This window comes from Candidatus Binatia bacterium, from assembly GCA_036493895.1.
Lineage (GTDB): Bacteria > Desulfobacterota > Binatia > UBA1149 > CAITLU01 > DATNBU01.
The window spans coordinates 146,360-168,686 of record DASXOZ010000048.1; the positions used below are offsets into that span (position 1 = coordinate 146,360).

At 66.7% G+C, this 22,327-nt stretch carries 16 protein-coding genes; 12 read left to right on the forward strand and 4 right to left on the reverse strand.

Features of this window, described 5'->3' with window-relative positions:
• Positions 1-58 precede the first annotated feature (58 nt).
• The 9 genes from VGK20_12170 to VGK20_12210 all read left to right on the forward strand — a co-directional run bounded on the left by VGK20_12170 (position 59) and on the right by VGK20_12210 (position 12,838).
• On the forward strand, positions 59-1,582 hold the full coding sequence (locus VGK20_12170; protein HEY2774793.1) for an NAD(P)/FAD-dependent oxidoreductase: 1,524 nt from the start codon (positions 59-61) through the stop codon (positions 1,580-1,582).
• A 48-nt stretch (positions 1,583-1,630) separates the two neighbouring features.
• Positions 1,631-2,965 (forward strand): DUF4056 domain-containing protein, encoded by a 1,335-nt coding sequence (locus VGK20_12175; protein HEY2774794.1) that lies wholly within the window; start codon positions 1,631-1,633, stop codon positions 2,963-2,965.
• Between the two features lies 1 nt (position 2,966).
• On the forward strand, positions 2,967-3,620 hold the full coding sequence (locus VGK20_12180; protein HEY2774795.1) for a VIT family protein: 654 nt from the start codon (positions 2,967-2,969) through the stop codon (positions 3,618-3,620).
• 132 nt (positions 3,621-3,752) lie between these two features.
• The gene (locus VGK20_12185; GenBank protein HEY2774796.1) at positions 3,753-4,658 is read left to right on the forward strand and encodes a polyphosphate kinase 2 family protein; all 906 of its coding nucleotides are present in this window, start codon (positions 3,753-3,755) and stop codon (positions 4,656-4,658) included.
• Positions 4,659-4,781: 123 nt separating this feature from the next.
• Positions 4,782-6,011: an efflux RND transporter periplasmic adaptor subunit gene (locus tag VGK20_12190; GenBank protein ID HEY2774797.1), complete on the forward strand. Its 1,230-nt coding sequence runs from the start codon at positions 4,782-4,784 to the stop codon at positions 6,009-6,011.
• Positions 6,012-6,014: 3 nt separating this feature from the next.
• Positions 6,015-9,209, forward strand: a complete 3,195-nt coding sequence (locus VGK20_12195; protein ID HEY2774798.1) for a multidrug efflux RND transporter permease subunit — start codon at positions 6,015-6,017, stop codon at positions 9,207-9,209.
• Entirely contained in the window at positions 9,206-10,744 is a 1,539-nt protein-coding gene (locus tag VGK20_12200; protein ID HEY2774799.1) for an efflux transporter outer membrane subunit, read from the forward strand. The genes VGK20_12195 and VGK20_12200 overlap by 4 nt, the downstream gene beginning before the upstream one ends.
• Positions 10,745-10,778: 34 nt before the next feature.
• Positions 10,779-11,774: a hypothetical protein gene (locus VGK20_12205; protein HEY2774800.1), complete on the forward strand. Its 996-nt coding sequence runs from the start codon at positions 10,779-10,781 to the stop codon at positions 11,772-11,774.
• Between the two features lie 65 nt (positions 11,775-11,839).
• A complete protein-coding gene (locus tag VGK20_12210; protein ID HEY2774801.1) occupies positions 11,840-12,838 on the forward strand; it encodes an HAD family hydrolase in 999 nt (332 codons plus the stop codon).
• A gap of 12 nt (positions 12,839-12,850) precedes the next feature.
• On the opposite strand, the gene VGK20_12215 is transcribed toward VGK20_12210, so the two are convergent.
• Both VGK20_12215 and VGK20_12220 read right to left on the reverse strand, forming a co-directional pair.
• Positions 12,851-14,623: a DUF389 domain-containing protein gene (locus VGK20_12215; GenBank protein HEY2774802.1), complete on the reverse strand. Its 1,773-nt coding sequence runs from the start codon at positions 14,621-14,623 to the stop codon at positions 12,851-12,853.
• A gap of 41 nt (positions 14,624-14,664) precedes the next feature.
• Complete coding sequence (locus VGK20_12220; GenBank protein ID HEY2774803.1) at positions 14,665-15,321, reverse strand: hypothetical protein; 657 nt, start codon at positions 15,319-15,321, stop codon at positions 14,665-14,667.
• A gap of 577 nt (positions 15,322-15,898) precedes the next feature.
• On the opposite strand from VGK20_12220, the gene VGK20_12225 reads away from it, so the two are divergent.
• A complete protein-coding gene (locus VGK20_12225; protein ID HEY2774804.1) occupies positions 15,899-16,414 on the forward strand; it encodes a hypothetical protein in 516 nt (171 codons plus the stop codon).
• Positions 16,414-18,456: a hypothetical protein gene (locus VGK20_12230; protein ID HEY2774805.1), complete on the forward strand. Its 2,043-nt coding sequence runs from the start codon at positions 16,414-16,416 to the stop codon at positions 18,454-18,456. Before VGK20_12225 ends, VGK20_12230 begins: the two co-directional genes overlap by 1 nt.
• Before the next feature lie 69 nt (positions 18,457-18,525).
• Here the strand turns inward: VGK20_12230 and VGK20_12235 are convergent, their stop codons facing one another.
• Complete coding sequence (locus tag VGK20_12235; protein HEY2774806.1) at positions 18,526-18,942, reverse strand: hypothetical protein; 417 nt, start codon at positions 18,940-18,942, stop codon at positions 18,526-18,528.
• A gap of 151 nt (positions 18,943-19,093) precedes the next feature.
• Positions 19,094-20,752, reverse strand: a complete 1,659-nt coding sequence (locus VGK20_12240; protein ID HEY2774807.1) for a lipase maturation factor family protein — start codon at positions 20,750-20,752, stop codon at positions 19,094-19,096.
• A gap of 350 nt (positions 20,753-21,102) precedes the next feature.
• On the opposite strand from VGK20_12240, the gene VGK20_12245 reads away from it, so the two are divergent.
• Positions 21,103-22,272, forward strand: coding sequence for an outer membrane protein transport protein (locus VGK20_12245; GenBank protein ID HEY2774808.1), 1,170 nt, complete (start codon positions 21,103-21,105; stop codon positions 22,270-22,272).
• Positions 22,273-22,327: the final 55 nt, after the last annotated feature.

Consider the following 22,327-nt stretch of genomic DNA (forward strand, 5'->3'; position numbering starts at 1 on the left):
GCGCAAGCGTCCGTCCTGCGCGCGCGGAGCCCGGCAGCCCGCGACGCCCGAGGTGCCGATGCAACCGATGCCCCGCTCGTTCGCGCCAGCAGAGCACGTCGATGTCCTCATCGTCGGTGCCGGCCTGTCCGGCATCGGCGCAGCGTGGCACCTGCAACAGCGTTGTCCGGGCACCAGCTACGCGATCTTCGAGGCGCGCGAGGCGATCGGAGGCACCTGGGACCTGTTCCGCTATCCCGGCATCCGGTCCGACAGCGACATGTACACCCTCGGCTACGCGTTCAAGCCGTGGGAGAACGCCAAGGCCATCGCCGACGGTCCTTCGATTCTCGAGTACGTGCGCGAGACCGCCGTAGAGAACGGCATCGACCGCAAGATCCGTTTTCGCCATCGCGTCACGCGCGCCGAATGGTCGAGCGCCGCTGCGCAGTGGACGGTGCATGCCGAACGCGACGGAAAGCCGGTGCGCATCACGTGCTCGTTCCTGCTGATGTGCTCGGGCTATTACCGCTACTCGGCCGGCTACACGCCCGACTTTCCCGGTGTGGAATCTTTCGGAGGCCGCATCGTGCATCCCCAGCACTGGCCTGAGGACCTCGACTACAGCGGCAAGCGCGTCGTCGTGATCGGCAGCGGCGCTACTGCCGTGACGCTGGTGCCGGCGATGGCGAAGGACGCGGCGCACGTGACGATGTTGCAGCGCTCGCCCACCTACGTCGTCTCGCGGCCGGGCCACGACCGCCTCGCCAACTGGCTGCGCAAGCACGTGTCGTCGAAGACCGCCTACGCGATCACGCGCTGGAAGAACGTGCTGTTGCAGCTCTTCTTCTTCAACCTCGCGCGCAAGCGGCCGCAAAAGGTCAAGGAAGGGCTCATCGCGCGGGTGCGCGAAGCGCTGGGGCCCGACTACGACGTCGAGACGCACTTCACGCCGCGCTACAACCCGTGGGACCAGCGCCTGTGCCTGGTTCCCGACGACGACCTGTTCGACGCGATCCGGAGCGGCGCCGCCTCGGTCGCCACCGATCGCATCGCGACGTTCACTGCGACCGGCCTTCGCCTGGAGAGCGGTCGCGAGCTGCAGGCGGACATCGTCGTCACCGCGACGGGCCTCGTGCTCGAGCTTCTCGGCGGCATGACGGTGGCAGTCGACGGCAAGGACGTCGATTTCAGCAAGACGCTTTCGTACAAGGGAATGATGTACAGCGACGTGCCGAACATGGCGTCGACCTTCGGCTACACCAACGCGTCGTGGACGCTCAAGTGCGACCTGACCTGCGAGTATGTCTGCCGCCTGCTCGGCCACATGCGACGCTTCGGATACGCGTCGGCCACGCCCCGCGTCGACGATCCGGACCAGGAGACGGCGCCGTGGCTCGACTTCACGTCGGGCTACGTGGTGCGCGCGATGGAAAAGTTCCCGAAGCAGGGCAAGCGCGCGCCGTGGCGCCTGCACCAGAACTATGCCCGCGACCTTGCGATGATCCGCTACGGCCGCCTCGAAGACGGCGTGCTCGAGCTGGCTCCTGCGCCGGGACGCGGCGCCCAGAGCGTGGCCGAACCGGCATCGCGGGCGGCCTGAGCCGCGAAAGCTGCTTCGCAAGGCCGCCGCTGCTAAGAGATGCGGCGCATGGCCGCGCCGTCCCTCGCATCGGTCTCGTTTCGCCGTTCCCCGCTGTTGCGGATCACCGTCGTGGCGGCGGTGCTCGCCCTCGCGACGCTCGGTGCCGGCTGCCGCCAGAAATGGGACATCACGGCGCGGCCGGCGGAGGACAAGGCACTGGAGGCGGAGTTCTTCGCCGGCCTCGATTCCGAGATCGTGCCGGACATACCCGAACCGGCCAGCCTGAGGCCCTGCTGCATCTTCGCCAACGACGTCGGCGTCCAGGTCGGTTCGTACACGGTTCCCGGCTACGAGGTGCGAAGCGTCATCGGCGTCGACGAGCTCGGCACCCACCACTACAACCACGGCGCTGTCGCTCTGCAGCCGCGAGGAGGCGACGGAATCGTCGCTGACGAAAAGTCCGGGATCCTCTACACGTGCCGCGGCGGCTTCATCGACATTGCGCACGTGCGCGACAACGCCGACCGCACGCTGTTCCTGGTTTCGCGCATCGCACGCCTGGCCACCTCCGGCGGCGAGATCCATCTCTCGGACGAAGGCGGCGAGCGCCACATTCTCCTGCGACCGCTCGATCCGGCGCTCGTCGAGAAGTTCGGACTTCGCGAGGTGGGCGCGGCGCTTGCGGAATGGCTCGACTACCAGCTCTCGGTCTGGCACGAGATCGCGACGTGGTACGGCTGGTCGGCCACCGGCTTTTCGGAGCGTCCGTCGGCGTTCTCACCCGAAGACCTGTACTCGAACCTGCTCGGCGTGAGGATTGCCGGCATCGCGATCCGGCGCCAGTCGGCGGCGAGCGAGATCGATTACGACCGGTCGGTCACTTCGCTTCTGCACGACGCGATCGACAAGCTCGGCGCGCTGCCGAAGGATGCCAGCCGCCGTGCGTTCGAGTACGTCGACGGGATCTGGTGGGACTCCACCAAGCGTGTTCCCGACAACCTGCTGGTGCGGCACCGAAACCTCGACCTCGGTCCTTTCCTGCGCCCGTGGAAGCTGATCGACGCCCAGAGCTCGGACGTGCTGCGGCGCGACGCGAAGGAGTTCGACGTCGCGTGCCACGGCGACTGGAGCCCGCTGCCGCTCTCGGTCGCCAATCGCATCGGCGGCGCCGCGTTTCGCGACATGGCAACGCTGGAGATCAAGCCCGCCAAGGTCGTGACCGACAACGGGATCCCGCTCGAATCGGGCAGCGACCTCGTGACTCCGGAAGACTTCCAGTCGATCGTCGACGCGATCGCGAAGGCTGCGGACGAAGAACTTGGACCCGGCGTCGCGAAACCGGCAGCGCGGCCCGGGGAGAGCAGCCGTTACGGGCAGAAGCCCGACCAGGGCCGGGGCTGAAGTGTTCGCGTTCATCCGCCGTCACCTCGATCCGTCGGTCCGTCTCGGTGAAATCCTGTTCGCGCTGATCATGGCCCTCGGGTTCACGGCCTCGGTGCGCCTCGGCCTGGGTGAAGCCGATCACCGCGAGTTGTTCGTCGGGATCCTCGGCTGCAACGTGGCGTGGGCCATCATCGATGCCGCCCTCTACGTCATGACCGAGCTGTTCGAGCGCGGGCGTGCGGCGCGCCTGGTCCGCGACGTGCATGCCGCTCGCTCGCAAGACGCGGCGCTTGCCCTGGTTTCGACCGAGATGGACGAACGAATGCCGTTCGTCGCCGGGGATCCGGGCCGAGACGACCTCGCCCGCCGCATCCTGGCGATCGTCCAGCAGGCGAGCCCTGTCGACGTGCGCATCCGCCGCTCCGACCTTCTGAGCGCCGGCGCCGTGGCACTCGTGATCGTCGTGGCGACTCTTCCCGTCGTTGCGCCGTTTCTGGTGTTCGCCAGCGCGAACATCGCGGTTCGCGTCTCGAACGGAGTCAGCGTCAGCATGCTGTTCCTGCTCGGCGTGGCCTGGGGGAGAAGCGTCGGCAGAAACCCGCTGCGAATCGGCGCCCTTCTGGCCGGCGCCGGCATCGTGCTCGTGCTGATTGCCGTGGCTCTGGGCGGTTGATGCGCCGCGTTCGGCTTCGCCGCTCGTTCCGACAGGCAGTCTCTGTAGCGGTTCCTTCCCCTCGCGGTGCGTGTCACTGTCGATCGTGTCGTGCGACCGCTGCGGTCGCCCTGTCATCGGAGGCAACCGGAAATGAAGCCTGCAGAGCTGATCAAGAGGGCCCGCACTTTCGCGAAACCATTCCGGATCACCGACGGCGACGGCTTCCGCTTAAAGGACGTCGATCCCGGCGATACCCTCGACCTGACGTCCGAGGACAAGCCGCGGGCGAAAGAAGCGCTCGAGATGGGAATCTCGGTGCTCGCCGAGTTGCAGGACAGGCTCTACGCCCAGGACCGCTGGGCCGTGCTGCTGATTTTCCAGGCCATGGACGCCGCAGGCAAGGACGGCGCGATCAAGCACGTGATGTCGGGCGTCAATCCCCAGGGCTGCCAGGTCTATTCGTTCAAGGCTCCCAGCCCCGAAGAGCTCGACCACGACTACCTGTGGCGCTGCGTGCGCTATGTTCCCGAGCGCGGCCGCATCGGGATCTTCAATCGCAGCTACTACGAGGAAACCCTCGTCGTGAGGGTGCATCCCGAGCTTCTGGCCGGGCAGAAGATTCCGGCCGAGCTGGTGACGAAATCGATCTGGAAGGATCGCTTCCACGACATCCGCAGCTACGAGAGCTACCTTGCGCGCAATGGCGTCGCGGTCTGCAAGTTCTTCCTTCACGTCTCGAAGGACGAGCAGAAGAAACGGTTCCTCGAGCGACTGACGAATCCCGAGAAGAACTGGAAATTCTCGGCGAACGACGCGAAGGAACGTTCGTACTGGAAGCAGTACATGGAAGCTTACGAGGACATGATCCGCGGCACGGCTTCCAAGGACGCGCCGTGGTACGTCGTGCCGGCCGACAACAAGTGGTTCTCCCGCGTGGTCGTCGCCGCGGCGGTCATCGAGACGCTCGACCGCCTCGACCTCGAGTATCCGAAAGTCAGCGACGAGAAGCGCGCGGGACTTGCCGAAGCGGAAAAGACCCTGCGCGCCGAGAAGTGACGGTGCTGCACGAACGCCGGCCGGCGCGGTGATCGAGGGCGCAGCAGCGCTTTGACTGCGGCGAGTGGGAAGGGAACACTTCGCCTGCTTTCTAACGCTGCGCACCGGGCACTGGGGGATCGCGTGACAAATGGCTATCTGATCTTCCCCGCTCGCATTCTCACGCTGGTCCTTGCTGCCGCCGTCGCGGCGGGTTGCAGCAAGAGCGAAGCGCCGCCTCCTGCGCCGCCTGCCGTCCAGGTCGCGACCGTCCTGCAGCGTGACGTTCCGATCATGGTCGAGGGCATCGGCCAGACTCTCGGGTCGAGCGAAGTCGAGATCCGCGCCCGCACCGAAGGATTCCTCGAAACCATCGAGTTCAAGGAAGGCGCTCTCGTCAAGAAGGGAGACCTTCTCTACACGATCGACCCGAGGAACCTGCAGGCCGCGTTCGCCCAGGCGCAGGGGCAGCTCGCCAAGGCCAAGGCCGATCACGCGCGCACCACGCAGGACGTCGCGCGCTACAAGCCGCTCGTCGCGATCAACGCGATCCCGCGCCAGCAGTACGACACCGCCGTTGCGCAGGAGATCGCCGCGCAGGCTCTCGTCGACGCCGCCCAGGCCTCGGTGGACAACGCGACCGCCAATCTCGAGTACACGAAGATCTATGCGCCGATCGACGGGCTGATCGGCAAGACGGAAGTGAAGGTCGGAACGCTGGTCGGCCGCGGCCAGAACACGCTGCTCACGCAAGTGGCCGCCGTCGATCCCATTCACGTGCGATTTTCGATCAGCGAGCAGGACTACCTGAAATACTCGCGGGCAAGGGCCGAAAAACCCGAACGCGCGCAGCAGTACCGATTCGAGCTCGTGCTCGCCGACGGCAGTGTGCTTCCCCAACGCGGAGACCTCGTGTTCACCAACAACGCCGTCGATGCCACGACGGGAACGCTGCTCGTGGAAGTGACGTTTCCCAATCCCGACCGGCTCGTGTTGCCCGGGCAGTACGGGCGAGTGCGCGTCGCAGTCGATACGCGAAAAGATGCGATCCTGGTCCCGCAGCGCGCGGTGAAGGAGCTGCAGGCGACTTACAGCGTCGCGGTGGTCGGCGCGGACGACAAGGTGCAGATGCGCACCGTCAAGCCCGGCGCCCGCATCGGCTCGCTGTGGATCATCGAATCCGGACTTGCGGCCGGCGACAAGATCGTCGTCGAAGGGCTGCAGAAGGTTCGCGACGGGATGACGGTCAAGCCGGCGGTGGTGGCAATCGCCGACGATGCCGCCGCTGCTGCGCCGGCATCCGCCCCCCCTCCTGGCGCCCGCCCGGCGGCCGCTGCGCCGGCTGCTGCCGCTTCGGGATCCGCCAAGGAATAGCCCGTGGCGCATTTCTTCATCCGCCGCCCGATCGTCGCCATCGTCATCGCGATCCTCGCGGTGCTGATCGGCTTCGCTGCGCTGTCCAAGTTGCCGATCGAACAGTATCCGGCACTGGCGCCGCCGACCGTGCGCGTGGAGACCACGTACCAGGGCGCATCGGCCGAAGTGGTCGAGCAGTCGGTGGCGACGCCGATCGAGCAGCAGCTCAACGGCGTCGACAACATGATCTACATGAAGTCGCTCAACACGAGCGACGGCCGCATGCTGCTCGACGTCAGCTTCCAGGTCGGAATGAACCTGGACACCGCCAACGTGCTGACGCAGAACCGCGTCTCGCAGGCCACCTCGCGTCTTCCGCAGGAGGTCAACCAGCAGGGAGTCACCGTCAAGAAGCTCAATCCGAGCATCCTGCTGGTGTTGTCACTGTATTCGCCGAAGGGCACCTACGACTCTCTGTTCCTCAACAACTACGCGACGATCAACGTGCGCGACGCGTTGCTGCGCGTGCCCGGCGTGGCCCAGGTCGACCTCTACGGCGGCGCCGAGTACGGCATGCGCGTCTGGATCCGCCCGGACAAGCTCGCCAAGCTCGGGCTCACTCCCGCCGACGTCATCAGCGCGATCAAGGAGCAGAACATCCAGGCGCCGGCCGGCCAGATCGGCGCGCCGCCGTCGCCGCCGGGCCAGGAGTTCACGTACACCGTAGCCGCGCCGCGCAAGCTCGCCACTCCCGAGGAGTTCGCGAACATCCAGCTCAGGACCTCCGATACCGGCGCGGTCGTCCGCATCGGCGACGTCGGCCGGGTCGACCTCGGAGGCGAGAACTACAAGTCCTTCGCGCGCCTGGACGGCAAGCCGGCCGGCGTGCTGGCCGTCTATCTCCTGCCGGGCGCCAACCAGCTCGAGGCTGCCGAAGGCATCTACCACCTCGTCGAGGAGCTTTCGCACTCCTTCCCGGAGGATGTGGCGTACAAGATCACGTACGACACGACGCCTGCCGTCGAGGCTTCGATCGAAGGCATCCTGCACACCTTGCTCGAAGCGGTCGTGCTCGTGATCCTGGTCGTCTTCGTCTTCCTGCAGAACTGGCGCGCGACGTTGATTCCGCTGTTGACGGTGCCCGTGTCGCTGATGGGCACGTTCATCTTCTTCCCGATGCTCGGGTTCACGGTCAACACGCTGTCGATGTTCGGGCTGGTGCTCGCCATCGGCATCGTCGTCGACGATGCGATCGTCGTCGTCGAAGCGGTCATGCACCACATCGAGCACGGCATGGCGCCGCGCGAAGCGACGATGAAGGCGATGGACGAGGTCTCCGGCGCGGTCATCGGCATCGCGCTCGTGCTCTCCGCGGTGTTCGTCCCGGTCGCGTTCGTCGGCGGGCTGACCGGCCGCCTGTACCAGCAGTTCGCGCTGACGATCGCGATCTCGGTGTTGCTGTCGGCGTTCAGCGCGCTGTCGCTGTCACCGGCCCTGTGCGTGATGCTGCTGAAGCCCTCGCCGCCCGGCGGGAGCAAGGGTCTGCTCGGGCGCTTCTTCGGCGGGTTCAACCGCGGCTTCGAACGCACGACGACGGGCTACGTGTCGCTGGCGAGCATCTTCACGAGGCGCACGGTGCTTGCCCTGGCAGCCATCGCGGGGGTAGCCGTCTGCGGCGGCCTGCTCGGCAAGTCGCTTCCGGCCGGATTCGTCCCCGACGAGGACCAGGGCATCTTCCTGATCAACGTGCAGCTCCCCAACGCCTCGTCGCTGGAGCGCACCGACAGGGTGGTCTCGAAGATCGAGGGCATCCTCGCGAAGACCGAGGGAATCGACAGCTGCAATGCCATCGGTGGCCTCGGCATGCTGACGAACTCGTTCAACTCGAACTACGCCAGCTTCTTCTGCCGGCTCAAGCCCTGGGACGAGCGCAAGAGCGAGGACCTGCAGCTCAAGGGCATCGCACGCAAGCTCCAACAGGAGCTGGCCGCGATCCCGGAAGCGGTTGCGTTCCCGTTCGCGCCGCCGACGATCTCCGGTTTCGGCGCTGCCGGAGGCTTCAACATCCTGTTGCAGGACCGCAGCGGCACCTTGACAGTCGCCGATCTCGGGCAGTACACCCGCGAGTTCATCGAAGCGGGTCGAAAGCGTCCCGAGCTCGCGAACCTTTTCACGTCCTTCGATCCGACGGTGCCTCAGCTCGGTGTCGAGCTGGACCGCGAGAAGGCGCGCAAGCTCGGCGTGCCGGTCAACGAGGTATTCTCGGCGCTGGCGACCATCCTCGGCGGCTCGTACGTCAACGACTTCAACCGCTTCGGGCGCCTGTACCGCGTCTACGTGCAGGCCGAGCCCGAGTTCCGCCAGAAGGCCGAGGACATCGGTTCCTTCTACGTGCGCAGCACGACGACCAAGGAAATGATCCCGCTGTCCACGCTGCTCACGATCACGCCGGTGGCCGGCACGGAGATCACCAACCGCTTCAACCTGTTCCGCTCGGTGGAGATCAGCGGCGTTCCCGCTGCGGGCTATTCGTCGGGCCAGGCGATGGCCGCGCTCGAGTCGGTCGCAGCCGAAGTGCTGCCCCGGGAGATGGGCTACGCGTACTCGAACATGTCCTACCAGGAGAAGACGGCGCCGTCGTCGACGCCGACCTTCGTGATGGCCGTCGTCTTCGTGTTCCTGCTGCTCGCCGCGATGTACGAAAGCTGGTCGCTGCCGTTCGCCGTCCTTCTCGGAACGCCCGGCGTCGTGCTCGGCGCGATGCTCGGGGCGTGGCTGCGCGGCCTCGACAACAACGTCTACGTGCAGATCGGCCTGGTCACGCTGATCGGCCTGGCGGCGAAGAACTCGATCCTGATCGTCGAGTTCGCCAAGGCTCGCTACGAAGGCGGCGAGGACGTCGTCACGGCCGCGACCGAAGCTTCGCGGCTGCGCCTTCGGCCGATCCTGATGACGGCCTTCGCGTTCATCATGGGCTGCGTTCCGCTGGCGATCGCGAGCGGATCGGGTGCGGCCTCGCGCCAGGTGATGGGAACGGCGGTGGTCGCCGGAATGTCGGTGGCGACGCTGGTCGGCGTCCTGCTGACGCCCGCGTTTTTCGTGCTGATCGAAGGGCGAAGCGGTGCGAAGAAACATGCTGCCGCATCGGCCGCCGCTGACGCAGCGCTGCCCACCCATGCTGCGACCTCCGCACCATCGCCGGGTGCCCACCAATGATCGCAGCGCGCTCGATGCGCGTCGCCGCGGGCGTGGCGCTGCTGGCCGCGATGGCGTCCGGCTGCACTCTCGGTCCCGATTACAAACGGCCGCAGCTGGAGGTTCCGCAGGCATGGCGCGACGCGCCGGTGCCAGACGCGGAAACGATCGCCAATACGCCGTGGTGGGATCTGTTCCGCGATCCTGCGCTCGACGAGTTGATCCGCATTGCGCTTGCCGGGAACCAGGACCTTCGCATCGCCGCCGAGCGCGTGATTGAGCAGCAGGCGCGCGTCGGAGTGGTGCGCTCGGCGCTGTTTCCGCAGCTGGACCTCGGCGTGAACGCCAGCAGCTTCGAAGCCAGTCGAAAAGCGTTTCCACACCTGAGCGAGCCTGCCGACCGGCACGCCGAGTTGTACGAGATCGCCGGCGACCTCACGTGGGAGCTCGACGTGTTCGGCCGCATCCGGCGCGCAACCGAAGCCGAACGCGCCATTCTCGTGGCCACCGACGAAGGCCGGCGCGCGGTGACGATCTCGCTGGTCGCATCGGTGGCGCGCACCTACACCGAGCTTCGTGACCTCGATCTTCGGCTGGAGATCTCGCGGCGCACGCTGGACTCGCGCGCGAAGTCGGTCGACCTGACGCGCTCGCTTTTCCGGGGAGGCGTGGCCTCCGAGATGGATTTCCGCCAGGCCGAAGCCGAGTATCGCCGCGTCGAAGCCACGGTGAAACAGTTCGAGCAGCTGGTGCGCCAGAAGGAAAACGAGATTTCGGCGTTGATCGGCCGGATTCCCGGCGACATTGCCCGCGGCGGGAGCATCGCCGATGCGCCGATGTCGATGGCGGTCCCCGCGGGACTCCCGAGCGAGCTCATCGACCGCCGTCCCGATGTTCGTGCGGCCGAAGAGCAGCTTCACGCATCGACCGCCGACGTCGGCGCGGCAAAGGCGCTGCTGTTCCCGCGCTTTGCACTGACCGCCGACATCGGCACGTCCAGCACGGAGCTGAACTCGCTGTTCAGTGGCTCCGCGCAGGCATGGTCGGTGGCGGCGGGAGTGCTGCAGCCGATTTTCAATGCCGGCCGCAACCGGCGCCGAGTGGAGATCGCCGAGTCGCAGATGCGCCAGTCGCTGTACGGCTACGAGCAGTCGATGCTCGAGGCATTCCGCGAAGTCGAGGACGCGCTGATCGGCTATCAGAAGACGGGCGAGCAGCGCCTTGCGCAGCACCAGCGCGTGCAGGCCGAGAGAAGCGTCGTCGATCTTGCTACCGCGCGCTACGAGGGCGGTGTCGCCGACTATCTCGAAGTGCTCGATGCCCAGCGGTCGCTGTTTTCGGCCGAGCTCGACGAAGTCGACGCGATCGGCGAGCAGATGGTTTCCTTGATCCAGCTCTACAAGGCGCTCGGCGGCGGCTGGCCGGCCGGCGAGGAGCCGGCGAACGCTGCGGCGACGTCGCCGGCGACTGCGCACGCTCACTCTGCGCCACCGCACGCTTCTTCACCGGCCGTCCCCGCCCTGGCCCCTGCCGCCGCCGTACCGGCTTCGAGCTGAGCGGAGTCGAACTCCCCGGAGAAAGGAAAGACACATGCCAATCCACACTCGCCTGCTTCGAATTCTCGCTCTCGCCGTCGTTCTCGTCGGCCGGGCGATGCCTGCTCTCGCGCTGCCGCCCGCGGCGGAAGTGATGACGGCTCTCAATCTCTCGGCGGACGACCAGAAGCAGGTGCTTGCCGGACAGTACGTCTCTCACGATGCGAAAACGCTGAACGACCGGGACCTGTCGGTCTCGATCGCGTTCCTCGTCAAGGCATCCCCCGATTCCCTGGCCAAGCAGGTGGCTTCCGGCGACCTGATCAAGGTCGACTCGCAGGTGAAGAAGACGGGCATTTTCTCCGACGCAGGCTCGATCGCCGACCTTGCCGGCCTCACGATCGACGCCGCAGCGGCCAAGACCTTGGCTGGCGCCAGCGCGGGCAGCTCGCTCAACCTTGCCACGCCCGAGATCGCCGCGCTGTCCCAGCTGAAGGCGGGCGAGGTCGCCAGCGTGCAGGCCCAGCTGCAGAGGATGCTGCTGGCGCGCTACCAGGCCTACCGCACGTCGGGACTGGCGGGCATCGCTCCGTACGACCGCGGCGGCTCCAGGAGCGATCCCGGCGCCGACCTTAAAACCGCGGCCGAAGCGACGGCAGGGTTGAAGAAGTATCTGCCGTCGTTCTACAACTTGGTGACGCGATATCCGCAGGCGACGTCGCCCGGTGTCCAGCAGACGATGCGCTGGATCAAGTACGATATCGACGGCACCGAAACGTACGTGCTCTCGCACGCGATGGTCGTCGCCGACGGCGATGCGCGCGCGGTCGTCAACCGTCAGTACTACGTGAGCACGGGGTACAACGCCGGTCAGGCAGTTGCGGGATTTCTGCCGGTGGCCGAGGGCACGGTGGTCTTGTACAACAACCACACTTTCACTGACCAGGTCGCAGGATTCGGCGGATCCGCCAAGCGCGGTATCGGGCGGCGCATGATGGAGAGCAAGCTGCGCGCCATCTTCGACAAGCAGAAGAAGAAGGTCGAGCACTGAGCCTCGTGACGCCCATCAGGCCGACTGCGCATCGCTCGCCGTCGCGTTCCATCGCCTCGCTGCCGATGCTTCGCCGAGCGGCCGTTGCTGCAGTGTTCGTGGCGACCTGCTTCGGCGCCTCGCGCGGAGCAGCGGACGACCAGATGCCGTCGTGGAAGGACGGCGCGGCGAAAAAGGCCATCGTCTCCCTGGTCTCGCGGGTGACGACACCGGGTCCGGATTTGCTGCCGCCGCCTGCACGCATCGCGGTATTCGACAACGACGGGACGCTGTGGGCCGAGCAGCCCATGTACTTCCAGCTGATGTTCTCGATCGAAAGGATCAAGGCACTGGCGCCGGCTCACCCCGAGTGGAAGCAGCAGGAGCCGTTCGCGTCCCTGCTCCGCGGCGACGTTGCCGCGGCCTTCGCATCGACCCCGGACCCCGAGCTGAAAATCGCGATGGCGAGCCAGGCGGGGCTGACGATCCCGGAATTCGAACAAAGCGTCCGCGAGTGGTTCGCGAGCGCCCGTCATCCGACGACCGGCCGGCTGCTTTCGGAGATGGTCTACCAGCCGATGCTCGAGGTGCTGCGTTACCTCAGGGCGAACGGGTTTCGCACTTACATCGTCTCCGGCGGCGGCATCGAGTTCATGCGCGTGTTTGCCGAGCAGCTTTACGGCATCCCTCCCGAGCAGGTGGTCGGAAGCACGAACCGCCTGCAGTTCGAGATGCGCGGCGGCAAGCCGGCGATCGTCAACGCAGGCGAGATTGCGTTCACCGACGACAAGGGAGGCAAGCCCGTGGGCATCTATCTTGCGATCGGCCGCCACCCGATCCTCGCCTTCGGCAATTCCGACGGCGACCTCGCGATGCTGCAGTACACCTGCGACGGCGCGGCGCCCGAGCTTTGCGTCTACATCCATCACACCGACGCCGCGCGCGAATGGGCGTACGACCGCACGTCGAAGATCGGCCGCCTCGACAAGGGGCTGGACGAAGCGAAGACTCGCCGCTGGACCGTCGTGGACATGAAGTCCGACTGGAAGACGGTATTCGGGCCGCGGCACGACAAAGCGGACTAGCAGGCTGCGGTGTCAGTGCGCTGCCGGCGGAACTGCCGGCTCGGTCGCAGCGGCTGCCGGGCCCGCCACCGGCGCGCCCAGCGGCTGATAACCGCTGCTGCTGACCATCAGGTCCACACGCGTCCTGACGAACAGCGACACCCGTTGTCCCGAGTCCTTCGCTGCCGCTTGTTCGGCGGCCTGGATTTCCTGCGGTGTCAGCGCTTTCGGCGCCGACGCTTCGGCGCGCACGGTCCACCCTTCGTCGCGAACGATGGCGTCGACCGCGGACACGAACACGTCCGGAAGCTGCTGGAGGCTGGTCCGCACCGACTCCTCGATGCGCTCCTGGGTCTTCTCGTCTTCGCGGTCGAGGTCGCCGAAGTGCGCTTCTCCGAAGAGAATGCGGCCCTTGGTGGTCGTGTCGCTGGACTCCGTCGTGCGCGCGACCACTCGGACATCGGGTCGATCGAGTCTTTGCTGCAGCCTCTCCTCGAACTGCTGCACCGTCGCCGGCGACGGATCACGCGGGGTCTCGATCGAGAAGACCAGCACCGGCCCGGTCGCGAGCGACAGCAGCTCGACGTCCTTCAGCGAGATGTCCGGCCGGGCCGAAACCGCTTCGCGTGCAATCTGCTCCGCTTCCTGTAGCAGCAGAGTCTCGGCAGACATCGTCGGCTGGTTCTCCGTCGACGCCAGGCCGACGAATGGACTCAAGTCCCTGGAGCCCGCGGCGATGACGTCGCTGGTAACCCCGCAGCGAAGAAACAACCGCACCGGCGTCCCCAGTGCCGTGGACAGCTTGTCCTGCATCGCGGCAACGTGGTCCGGGCTCAGCACGCGCGGCGTTCGCACCGTCGTCAGCACGTCGAGTCGCCCGTCCCGGCGAACCGTGTCGATGCCGACGAGCGCCGTTCCCGGCTCGTGCGCCAGCTCCGTGCTCATCACGCCGTTGACCGTGCGGGTGGTGCGAAGATCGCGCACCATCGCCAGCAGATACCCGGTCAACAGGAACGTGACCGCGGCCAGCCCGATCGCTGCCGGAAGGAAGCGGCGTGCCAGGCCTCGCACCGAGCCGATTTCCTCGCGCGTGACGAACCCGGCGACGAGGAACAGCGCCGCGGCTACCGCCATGATCGCGAGCACGTTGGCCAGGAAAAGGATCGTCGCTCCCCACGCGGCGTCGTAGGCTCCGTAGGCCAGGCACAATCCGATCGCAGCGATCGGCGGATTGAGCGCGGTAGCGATCGCGACGCCGGGCAGCGCGGGGCTGACGCGCTCGTCGATCATCGCAAGGCCGCCGGCGAACCCGGCCAGCGCTGCCACCGCCAGGTCGATCAGCGTCGGCTTGGTCTGCGCCAGCAGCGTGGCCGACGGCTCGAACGCGAACGGAAGCAGTCCGAGCACGAAGCACAGCGCGACGCCGAGAAGCGCTCCTCCGAATTCGGCAAGGAGGGCGTTGCGCAGCAACCGCAGATCGCTGCGCATGAGCCCGAGCGAGACGCCGAAGATCGGAGTCATCAGCGGCGCGACGACGTTCGCTCCGATCAAGGTCGCATCGCTGTTGATCATCAGCGCGAAGCCGGCGATCAACTCCGAAAGGCCGAGCAGCACGTAATAAATCGGCGTCGGAAGCGATCCTTCCTGAGTCTCGACCAGTACCTCCTTGCGTCTCTCGACCGAGACGGACGTCAGATTGCGGAGCGCGTGATAGACGGCGGCGAGCCAGGAGTGGTCGCGTGCGTGTGCGCGATCGCCGCCCGAAGGACGGGAGGCACCGGAATTCTCGGAAAGCTGTTCGGTCAAGGATTCCCCGGTGGATGACGCTCACGCCTTTGCGACGCGCGTCAGTACGGATCGAAGACCGACGCGCCGGATTTTCGTTTGGAGGACGGCGCCTTGGCAGGCTGCGCGGGGGCAGGCCCGGGCTGAGGCTCGGCGGCCGGCACCGGCTCGGGCTGGCGAACTTCGACAGGCTTCGGCTCGGGAACCTCGACCGGTTGCGGCTCCGCCTCATCGACGGGCTCCGGTCGCGGCGCTTGTGCGGGCTCTGCCGCCTCGACGCCTTCGCCGCCAGTTGCCGTTGCCTGCGTGGAACCGTCGCCCTGTCCCGAGTCGGCAGCGGACGCTGCAGGACGCGCCGCGCTGCGGCCGCGAGCGACCAGGCCGCCGCTGCTGACCCATCCCTGCACGCTTCCACCGCGTGCCTCGATCAGCGAAAACGCGCCCTTCTGGTTGCGGCGAACGATCTTCTCGTTCTGCTTGAGGCGGGCAATCGTCCTCGACGACGTGCTCGCATCCGCATGAACGCTGAGCCCGTCCTGGGCGGCGTACATGACGGCGCCGCTTTTCGAATCCTGCTTCGACGACCCGCCGAGCCACGTCGGCCTGTCCTGGGCCGAACAGCCGGCGACGGCGACGGCGACGGCGACGGCGACGGCGAGCAGGCCGGCGAGCACGGGCTGGGAAACGCGCGCGCCCGTGTGGACGGTCGAGCGCGGCATGGCGCGGGGCAGTCGAAACAAAGGGGAGCGTGACCTCCGGGAGAACCGGCTATTCCACGAACGTCCCCGCAAGGTCAATTCTCGCCCGCCTGCAACATGCCGCCTGCCCGCACCGCGGCGTTTGGCGCGCTCCCGCGCGCGAATTCCCCCGCGCCGGAACGCGGGCTTCTCTGCCGGATTCGGGAAAATCCCTCCCGCCGGTGGGAATTGCGCCGCGCCGACCGCACGGATTGACGCCAGTTTCCCGCCCACGGTCGGTTGGACCCGTTCTTGCTGTGGAAGCCCTGCAGGCCGCTGCGCATGCTGCCGTAAAAGCCCGGGATCGAGTATGGGTTTTCACGGCGCTGGCACGTCGTCGTCGCGAGAGATCGCAGCGACGGGCGCAGCGGCGTCGGGCAAATTGCGAATCGTCGTGGCGCCTCGGGCGCCGAAGCGGGAGTTCGGGGATGAGAATTCTCAGCGACAGTGATCTTCGTTGCCGCCTGCGTGCTTGTCGCGAAACGGGCGAAAGCGCGTTGACACTGCGCGCCGGCTGCCTATCCACTCGTTCGGGTTGCAGCGCGATGGAGACACGTTCGTGAGCAATGGTTTCGCCGTGACGGTCGCGCGCATCGCGCTTGCCGCCGCGCTCGTGCTCGGCGCCGGCGGTGCCCGGCGCGCCGAGGCGGGATCGTACGATCCGGTCCTCGTCATCGGGCAGGCGATCTCGACGGGACAGGCGCGGCCGACGCTGCTGTCGCTGGTCGGGGCGTGGAGCTTCGACGACATTCTCCAGGTCGACTTTCCTCTCAACGTCGTCGTGAGCCAGGGCGAAGTGTTCGTGCGTTACTCCGTCGGTTCCGCGTCCGGCATCTCCGGATCTTTCGCAGGACTCTCCGACGGTTTGACGGTGCAGGAAGTGCCGAACCTCGAGGCTTCGGGCAGCGCCGATTCCTCCTCGTCGCTCGTCAAGCTCACGGCGCACCAGATGACGCTGGCGCTTCCGCCGATCTTCTTGCCCGGACCGGTCACCGTCGTGATGTACGCGAAGCTGCAGCGCGAGGGGATCCTGTTCAGCAACCGGACCCAATCGACTCCCGACGGTGGTTCCTGATGACTTCGCTGCGCACCGGAATGACGCGTGGATTGCGGACGGGTTTCGGCGCCGTCGCCGCTGCGGCTGTCCTGCTCGTCCTCGCGCCGTGCAATGCATCGGCATTGCAGGTTTTCGCGGGCGATCCCGTCGATCCGTCGACCAGCCTTGCCTATCCGGTCATGCCCGGTCTTCCGCTGCTGCTGCCGGGGCCGGACAAGACGTTCGGCACCGGCGATGACGTGGTCGACAAATCGATCACCGGCGACGTCGACATCGTCGTGCGTGCGGGGATCATCGCGCCGGGGACGCTGCCTCCGCCGGGCGGAGCGTCGGTGCTGACCACCGTCGCCGGCGGCGGCGATACGGGTCAGGGAGCCGAAGTTCCGTTCACGGTCATCCTGAGCGACGGCAGCGGCACTTACGGAAACGCGATCACCAACACCGAGCTCGACGCGCGGCCGGTGGCCGTCTACGCATTCGCCGATCTCGACGGCGACGGGTTCATCGGGCCGACGCTCGCCGACCACGCCGCCGAAGGACACATCGAAGAGCAGGAGACGACGGCGTTCGCGGGACGCCAGGTAGGCGTGTTCTCGCAGTCGCGACTGCAGGCCTCGATCGGGCTGGAGCTCGCGGCGCCTGCCAGCGTCGGCGGACTCGGTGTCGTGCTGGTTGCCGGCGCGTACACCGGCAACAACAACGCCGTGCTCGACAGCGACGGGACGCTGATCCTCACGCACTGGCCGTTCCTGCCTCCGCTGGATCCGAACAAGGTGCTCGACCTTACCAACCCGCATCCGCCGGATCCGAACTTCCCGAGCCAGCTCGAGTTCGACATCGGCGAGCAGTACCTGCCCCCGCCGGATGACGCGGCGCTGGGCAATGCCTTCAAGATCGCGCTCGACGGCAGCGACCCGACCACCGATCACGTGGTCGTCGACAGCGGTCCGGCAGTCTCTGCGGCTTTCTTCGTCGCCGCCGCCAATGCGACGTTCGGCGCCCGACACTCGACGATCGCACGCGTCGCGCCGGCGCCGTCGGGCCCCGGCCGCCAGGTCGTCATTGCTCCCGAGCGCGTCGTGCTGGCCGATGTCTCTTCGCAGCGCACGCTTCGTCTTCTTCCGGTCGACCGTTTCGGCAACGTCGCCGACCTCGCATCGTCGATGCCGGTCACGCTTCGCGCGAGCGGCGAGCTCGCGATCGTCTCGCCGGACACCAACTCCGACCCGATGACAGAAAGCCTGTCGCTCACGGATGCGCACGGCATGGACGTGACCATCGGCGCGACCGGCAACGATGGAGGCCGCATCGACGTGGTCGTCGGCGGAGTGGTCGTGGCTTCGCTGCCATTCGTCGCCGGAGCGGCGGCCGACACCGACGGTGACGGCGTGCCGGACGACGGCAGCGCAAGCGGCCTCGGTAGCGACAAGCCGTGTGACGGCGCCGGCAGCGGCTGCGACGACAACTGCCCGAACATGACGAATCCGAGCCAGCTCGACAGCGACCACAACGGCATTGGTGATTGCTGCGACGGAGTGTGTCTCGTGCATCCCGAGCTGACGGGCTGCGCGGAGTGCGCACCGGCGGTACCGCCGCCGGTCGGGTCGATCTCATCGGTCAAGCTGCGGATGCGTCGCGGCAACAGTGGGCGCCCGGATTCGCTGGCGCTCAAGGTCGCGTTCTCGCTGCTCGACGCAGCTTCCGAAGTTCCCGATTCCCTCACTGCGTCGCTTGCGCTGACCCAGGCCGGTCACGGCGGGTTCCATGCCGACGTCTCGTCGATCGCGCGCGATCCGGTGCACGATCCGGCGTTCTACGAACTGCAGGACCCCGCGGGCAGCCAGGGCGGCGTCACGCTGGTGCAGATTCGCCAGCGCACGGGCATCACGTTCCGCGGCGTCATCCGCGCGGGCGGCGCGGGCCTGGCGGACGTCGCCGGCGGCAGCGCGCATCTGGCAATGTCGATCGGGGGCGAAGCTCCTTTCGACAACGATGACGTGCTCGCAGTGGACCTCGCCTGCACCGCGAGCGCCATGGCCGTGCGCTGCTCGATGCCCTGATCGATTTGTCGATTTGGGGTCAGGCACTATTCCTCTGGTGCCTGACCCCATTACACATCGGAATGCGCGTCAGTGCGTCGATTCGGTGTGGGTCGTGGTCTCGCGGTGCATCATCGGCGTCGCGGGCACGGCTACCGGCGGACCGGTCTCGATCACCTTGCGGACGATCATCTGGCCGCCTTCGCCCGGCGCGTACTCGATCGTCACCGGCGCGTTGCGCACGGTTTCGTACGAGACGGCATTGCCGTTGCTGTCGACGAAAGTCGTTTCCTTCGTGTACTTGTACGTCACCGGTGCCGGCGCGCTTTCGGACTTGAGGATGATCGTCGAGGCGTTCGGATCGATCTCGGATACGACGCCGGAGTAAGTCGTCGTCTTGGTCGTCGTCGTCACGGTCTCGTCGGCGAAGCCCTTCGGTGTCTGTTGCACGAGAAAACCGACGGCGATGCCTGCGAGCACGACGGAAGCCAGTTTCACGGTCTTCATAACGGTCTCCTTCGCGAGCGTCTGAGTCGCTCGGCGCAGCAAAAAGGCTCGCAGACATCGGCTCTCGTGCCTACGAGCTTCTGGCGCGATGGGGATGGATTATCGACGATGGCTGTGGATTTCCCCGTACGAGGATCCCGCGAACGGGGATTCAGCGATTGCCGGGTACCTTCGCGGGCACAGACGAGTCGGAGTCGAGCCACCCGTACGACGTGAGGAAGGACCGCAGGCGACTGTCGTCCACCGAAAGCGGAGGAATCCAGTCCCCGACGAGCTCGCGATCCCACCAGCGCCCGGAATCCGGCGGCGCAAAGCGGTAGATGTACAGGCGCGCGCGCACGAATCGCGGCGGTGCATCCGGGAAGGGATTGCCGTCCATGAGCGACAGCGCCGGCGCGTCGTTGTGAAGCAGCTTCCACACGAGCCGCAGCGTCCACGGGTAGCGCTCGGGTCGCGACATCGCTGCGAACCACATCTGCCAGTCCAGGCGGTAGTGGTACGGCGAGATCAGGCAGGGGCGGCGAGCGGGGTCGCACGGAGCGCACGGAAACTGGTACTCGCGCCACGTCGCGTGCTCGTCGGCGACTGCATCGCTGGTGCCTTCGAATACGATCTCGCGCCGCTCCCGCCCGATGCTGCCGAATGCGCCATACGTGTTCACGAGGTCGTACGCCTCGAACGACGTGTTCATGACCTGCGAGCCCGAAAGCAGGTTCGCGACGACCGGGATCGACAGCAGCGAGATCGTGACCAGCAGCACGGCCAGCAGGATCGCGCGAAGATCGATGCTCCAGCGCCGGGACGCCGCATGCTGCGCCGCGGCCTGCTCGGCGGCCGTGGCTGCGCGCGCAAGGCGCGCCGGCAGGATCCCCGCAAGGAACGCGTCGTCGAAACACGCCAGTGCCGGCACGATCGTCAGCCAGTTGAGGAACGACAAGTTGCCGCTGCTGATCAGGACCACCTGGAACGCGACGAAGAACATCCCGGCGATCCGCGTCGTGCGTCGCCCCGTCAGCATCAGCCACGGCATGCCGACTTCGGTTGCGTGATTGAGCGCCACGCCGGCCATCGAGAACCAGTGCGGCGCGAAATGAAGAGTGCGCGACAGCGGATTCGGGTTGGGCTGCGTTTCGTAGTGATACTCGAGACACGTGAGATCACGCCAGCACGAATCGCCGCGCAGCTTGATCAGCCCGGCTCCGAGCATGATGCGGAAGATCAGCCAGCGCATCAGGCCGATCACGACCGGAGGCGGACGCCTGGCGGGAAACGGACGGATCGACGACACCGGCGCGAGGAAGATCGCAAGGAAACCGGTCTCCAGCAGCTGGATTTCCCAGCCATAGCCGTACCAGTCCTGGCCGACGTGCACGAAGGACATGTACAGCGCCCACAGCAGGGCCATCACGACGGCGTTGGTGACGCCGAGAAGCACGAGCAGCGAAAGAAATGCGCCGCACCACGCTGTCGCCATGAGCACGACGTCGGAGCTGCCGAGCCAGAACACGCTCGGCAGCCGCCAGAACGCGGCCGATTCCGAGCCGAGATGCGCGACGACGCGCGACGTGAAGTCTGCAATCGGCAGCAGCCCGCGCGAGCCGAGGAGCGGCATGCCCTGGCGCAGGAAGATCACGAACGCCGTCAGGTAGACGAGGCCGAGCAGCCTGAGCATCAGGAAACGCGAGAGGTGGTAGCTGCGCGTGCCGTCACCGGCTACCGGATCGAGGCCGGCGGCATGCCTCCACCACGGAGACCAGGAGCCGGGTTCACGGCGCGGCGTAGCCGCTGCTGCCGAGGGCGCTGCCGTCATCGCTGCGTCGAGTCTGGCACAGGTGCGAAAGGCAGTCAGAAGCGCGTCTGGACGAGCGGTCCATTTGAGCGTTTCGGCGATTTTCCGGTTTCTGGGAGGACGCCGCCGCACCGTCTCCGTTCCTGCGAATTTCGACGCGTTTTTGCAGGGGATTCCGAGGGCACGGTGTTTGCAACCCCCCGGATGCAGGTAATGCGATGCGAGACCGGCATCCGACCGAGGCGCGCACGGCTGCAGGCGAGTCCTGCGAAAAGCGCGCGAGCAGGCTGCGGAAAACCCCTTCCCGGCGGTACGGGGTTTTTCCGCAACCTGCTGGAACGCTCGCTGCGGGCCTGCTGTTTCTCGCAAGCATGCTCGTCGCGCGTCCGGTAGCGGGCTCCTCGCTGGTGGTCCCGGCATCGGGTGCGCCCGACGTTGCATGCGCCGGTTCGACGGTCGCTGAACCGCTTTCGCCGCTCGAAGCCCAATTCGCCAATCCCGCCGGCCTCGCCGGCTTCGGCGAGACTGCCGCCGGAAGCGGGCTCGGCCTCGCGTACGGGCGCGGCGTCGTCTCTGCGCAGACCGGCGCGGGACAATACCACGCCGACAACTCCGTCATCGTTCCGTTCCTCGACGGGTTCGCCGTCCTGCCGTGGGGACGATGGACCTTCGGCGTCAGCGTGATGGGAACGTCGGGAGCGCGCTTCGACTACGGCCCGCGCCCGGCGGTCGGCATCGACAAGGGTTTTTTCTCCGAGTCGTCGATCTTCGCAGTGCCGATCGGCGCCGCGTACCGGCTGAGCGACACGCTGTGGCTGGGCGCAGAGATCAGCCCCCTTTACGGATCGACGCATCTTCGCTTCGACGAAACGGTAGCCGAGGCGCCGGCCGCGCCGACGTACTTCCGCTACACGGTTTCCGGTCTCGGTGTCCAGGGCATGGTGGGGATTACGTGGAGACCGGTCGAGTCCTGGTCGTTCGGACTCAGCGTCAAGCCGCCGGGCCGCATCTGGACGGACGGCAACACGGAGTTCCAGGGCGAAAAACAGAACGTCGACCTCGACCTCGAATGGCCGATGGCCGTTTCCGTCGGCGTCAAGGACCGCATCACGCCGCGCTGGGCGCTCACTTACGGCGCCAGCTTCGTGCAGACCAGCGTGCTGGCAACGTCCTACATGCGTTACGAGAAGACGCCGTCTGCAAACTCGCCGTTCCTTCCGGACGCGCGTGACGAATGGCACCACGCGCTCGGCATCGACTATGCGTGGTCCGATGCCGTCAAGGTGTTCGGCGGCTTGTCGTGGGCGAATGGAATCGTCGGAAACCGCGGTGTCACACCGCTCAGCTACGATTCCCAGAACGACGTGCGCCTGTCGATCGGCGCGCGCCGCAAGACCGAGCGGTGGGTGATCGACGGCTCTTTTGCGTACATCTTTGCCGAGTCGCACCACGTGACGGCCGACCAGGCGCTGATGATGCCGGGAGGCTACAACTCCAAACCGGCCTACCTGCTGTCGATCCTGCTGACGCGTAAATTCTGAAGGCGCGTGCATTGCGCGCGGCAGCGAGCGGCGAGAATTGCGCACGGCGTCGCAT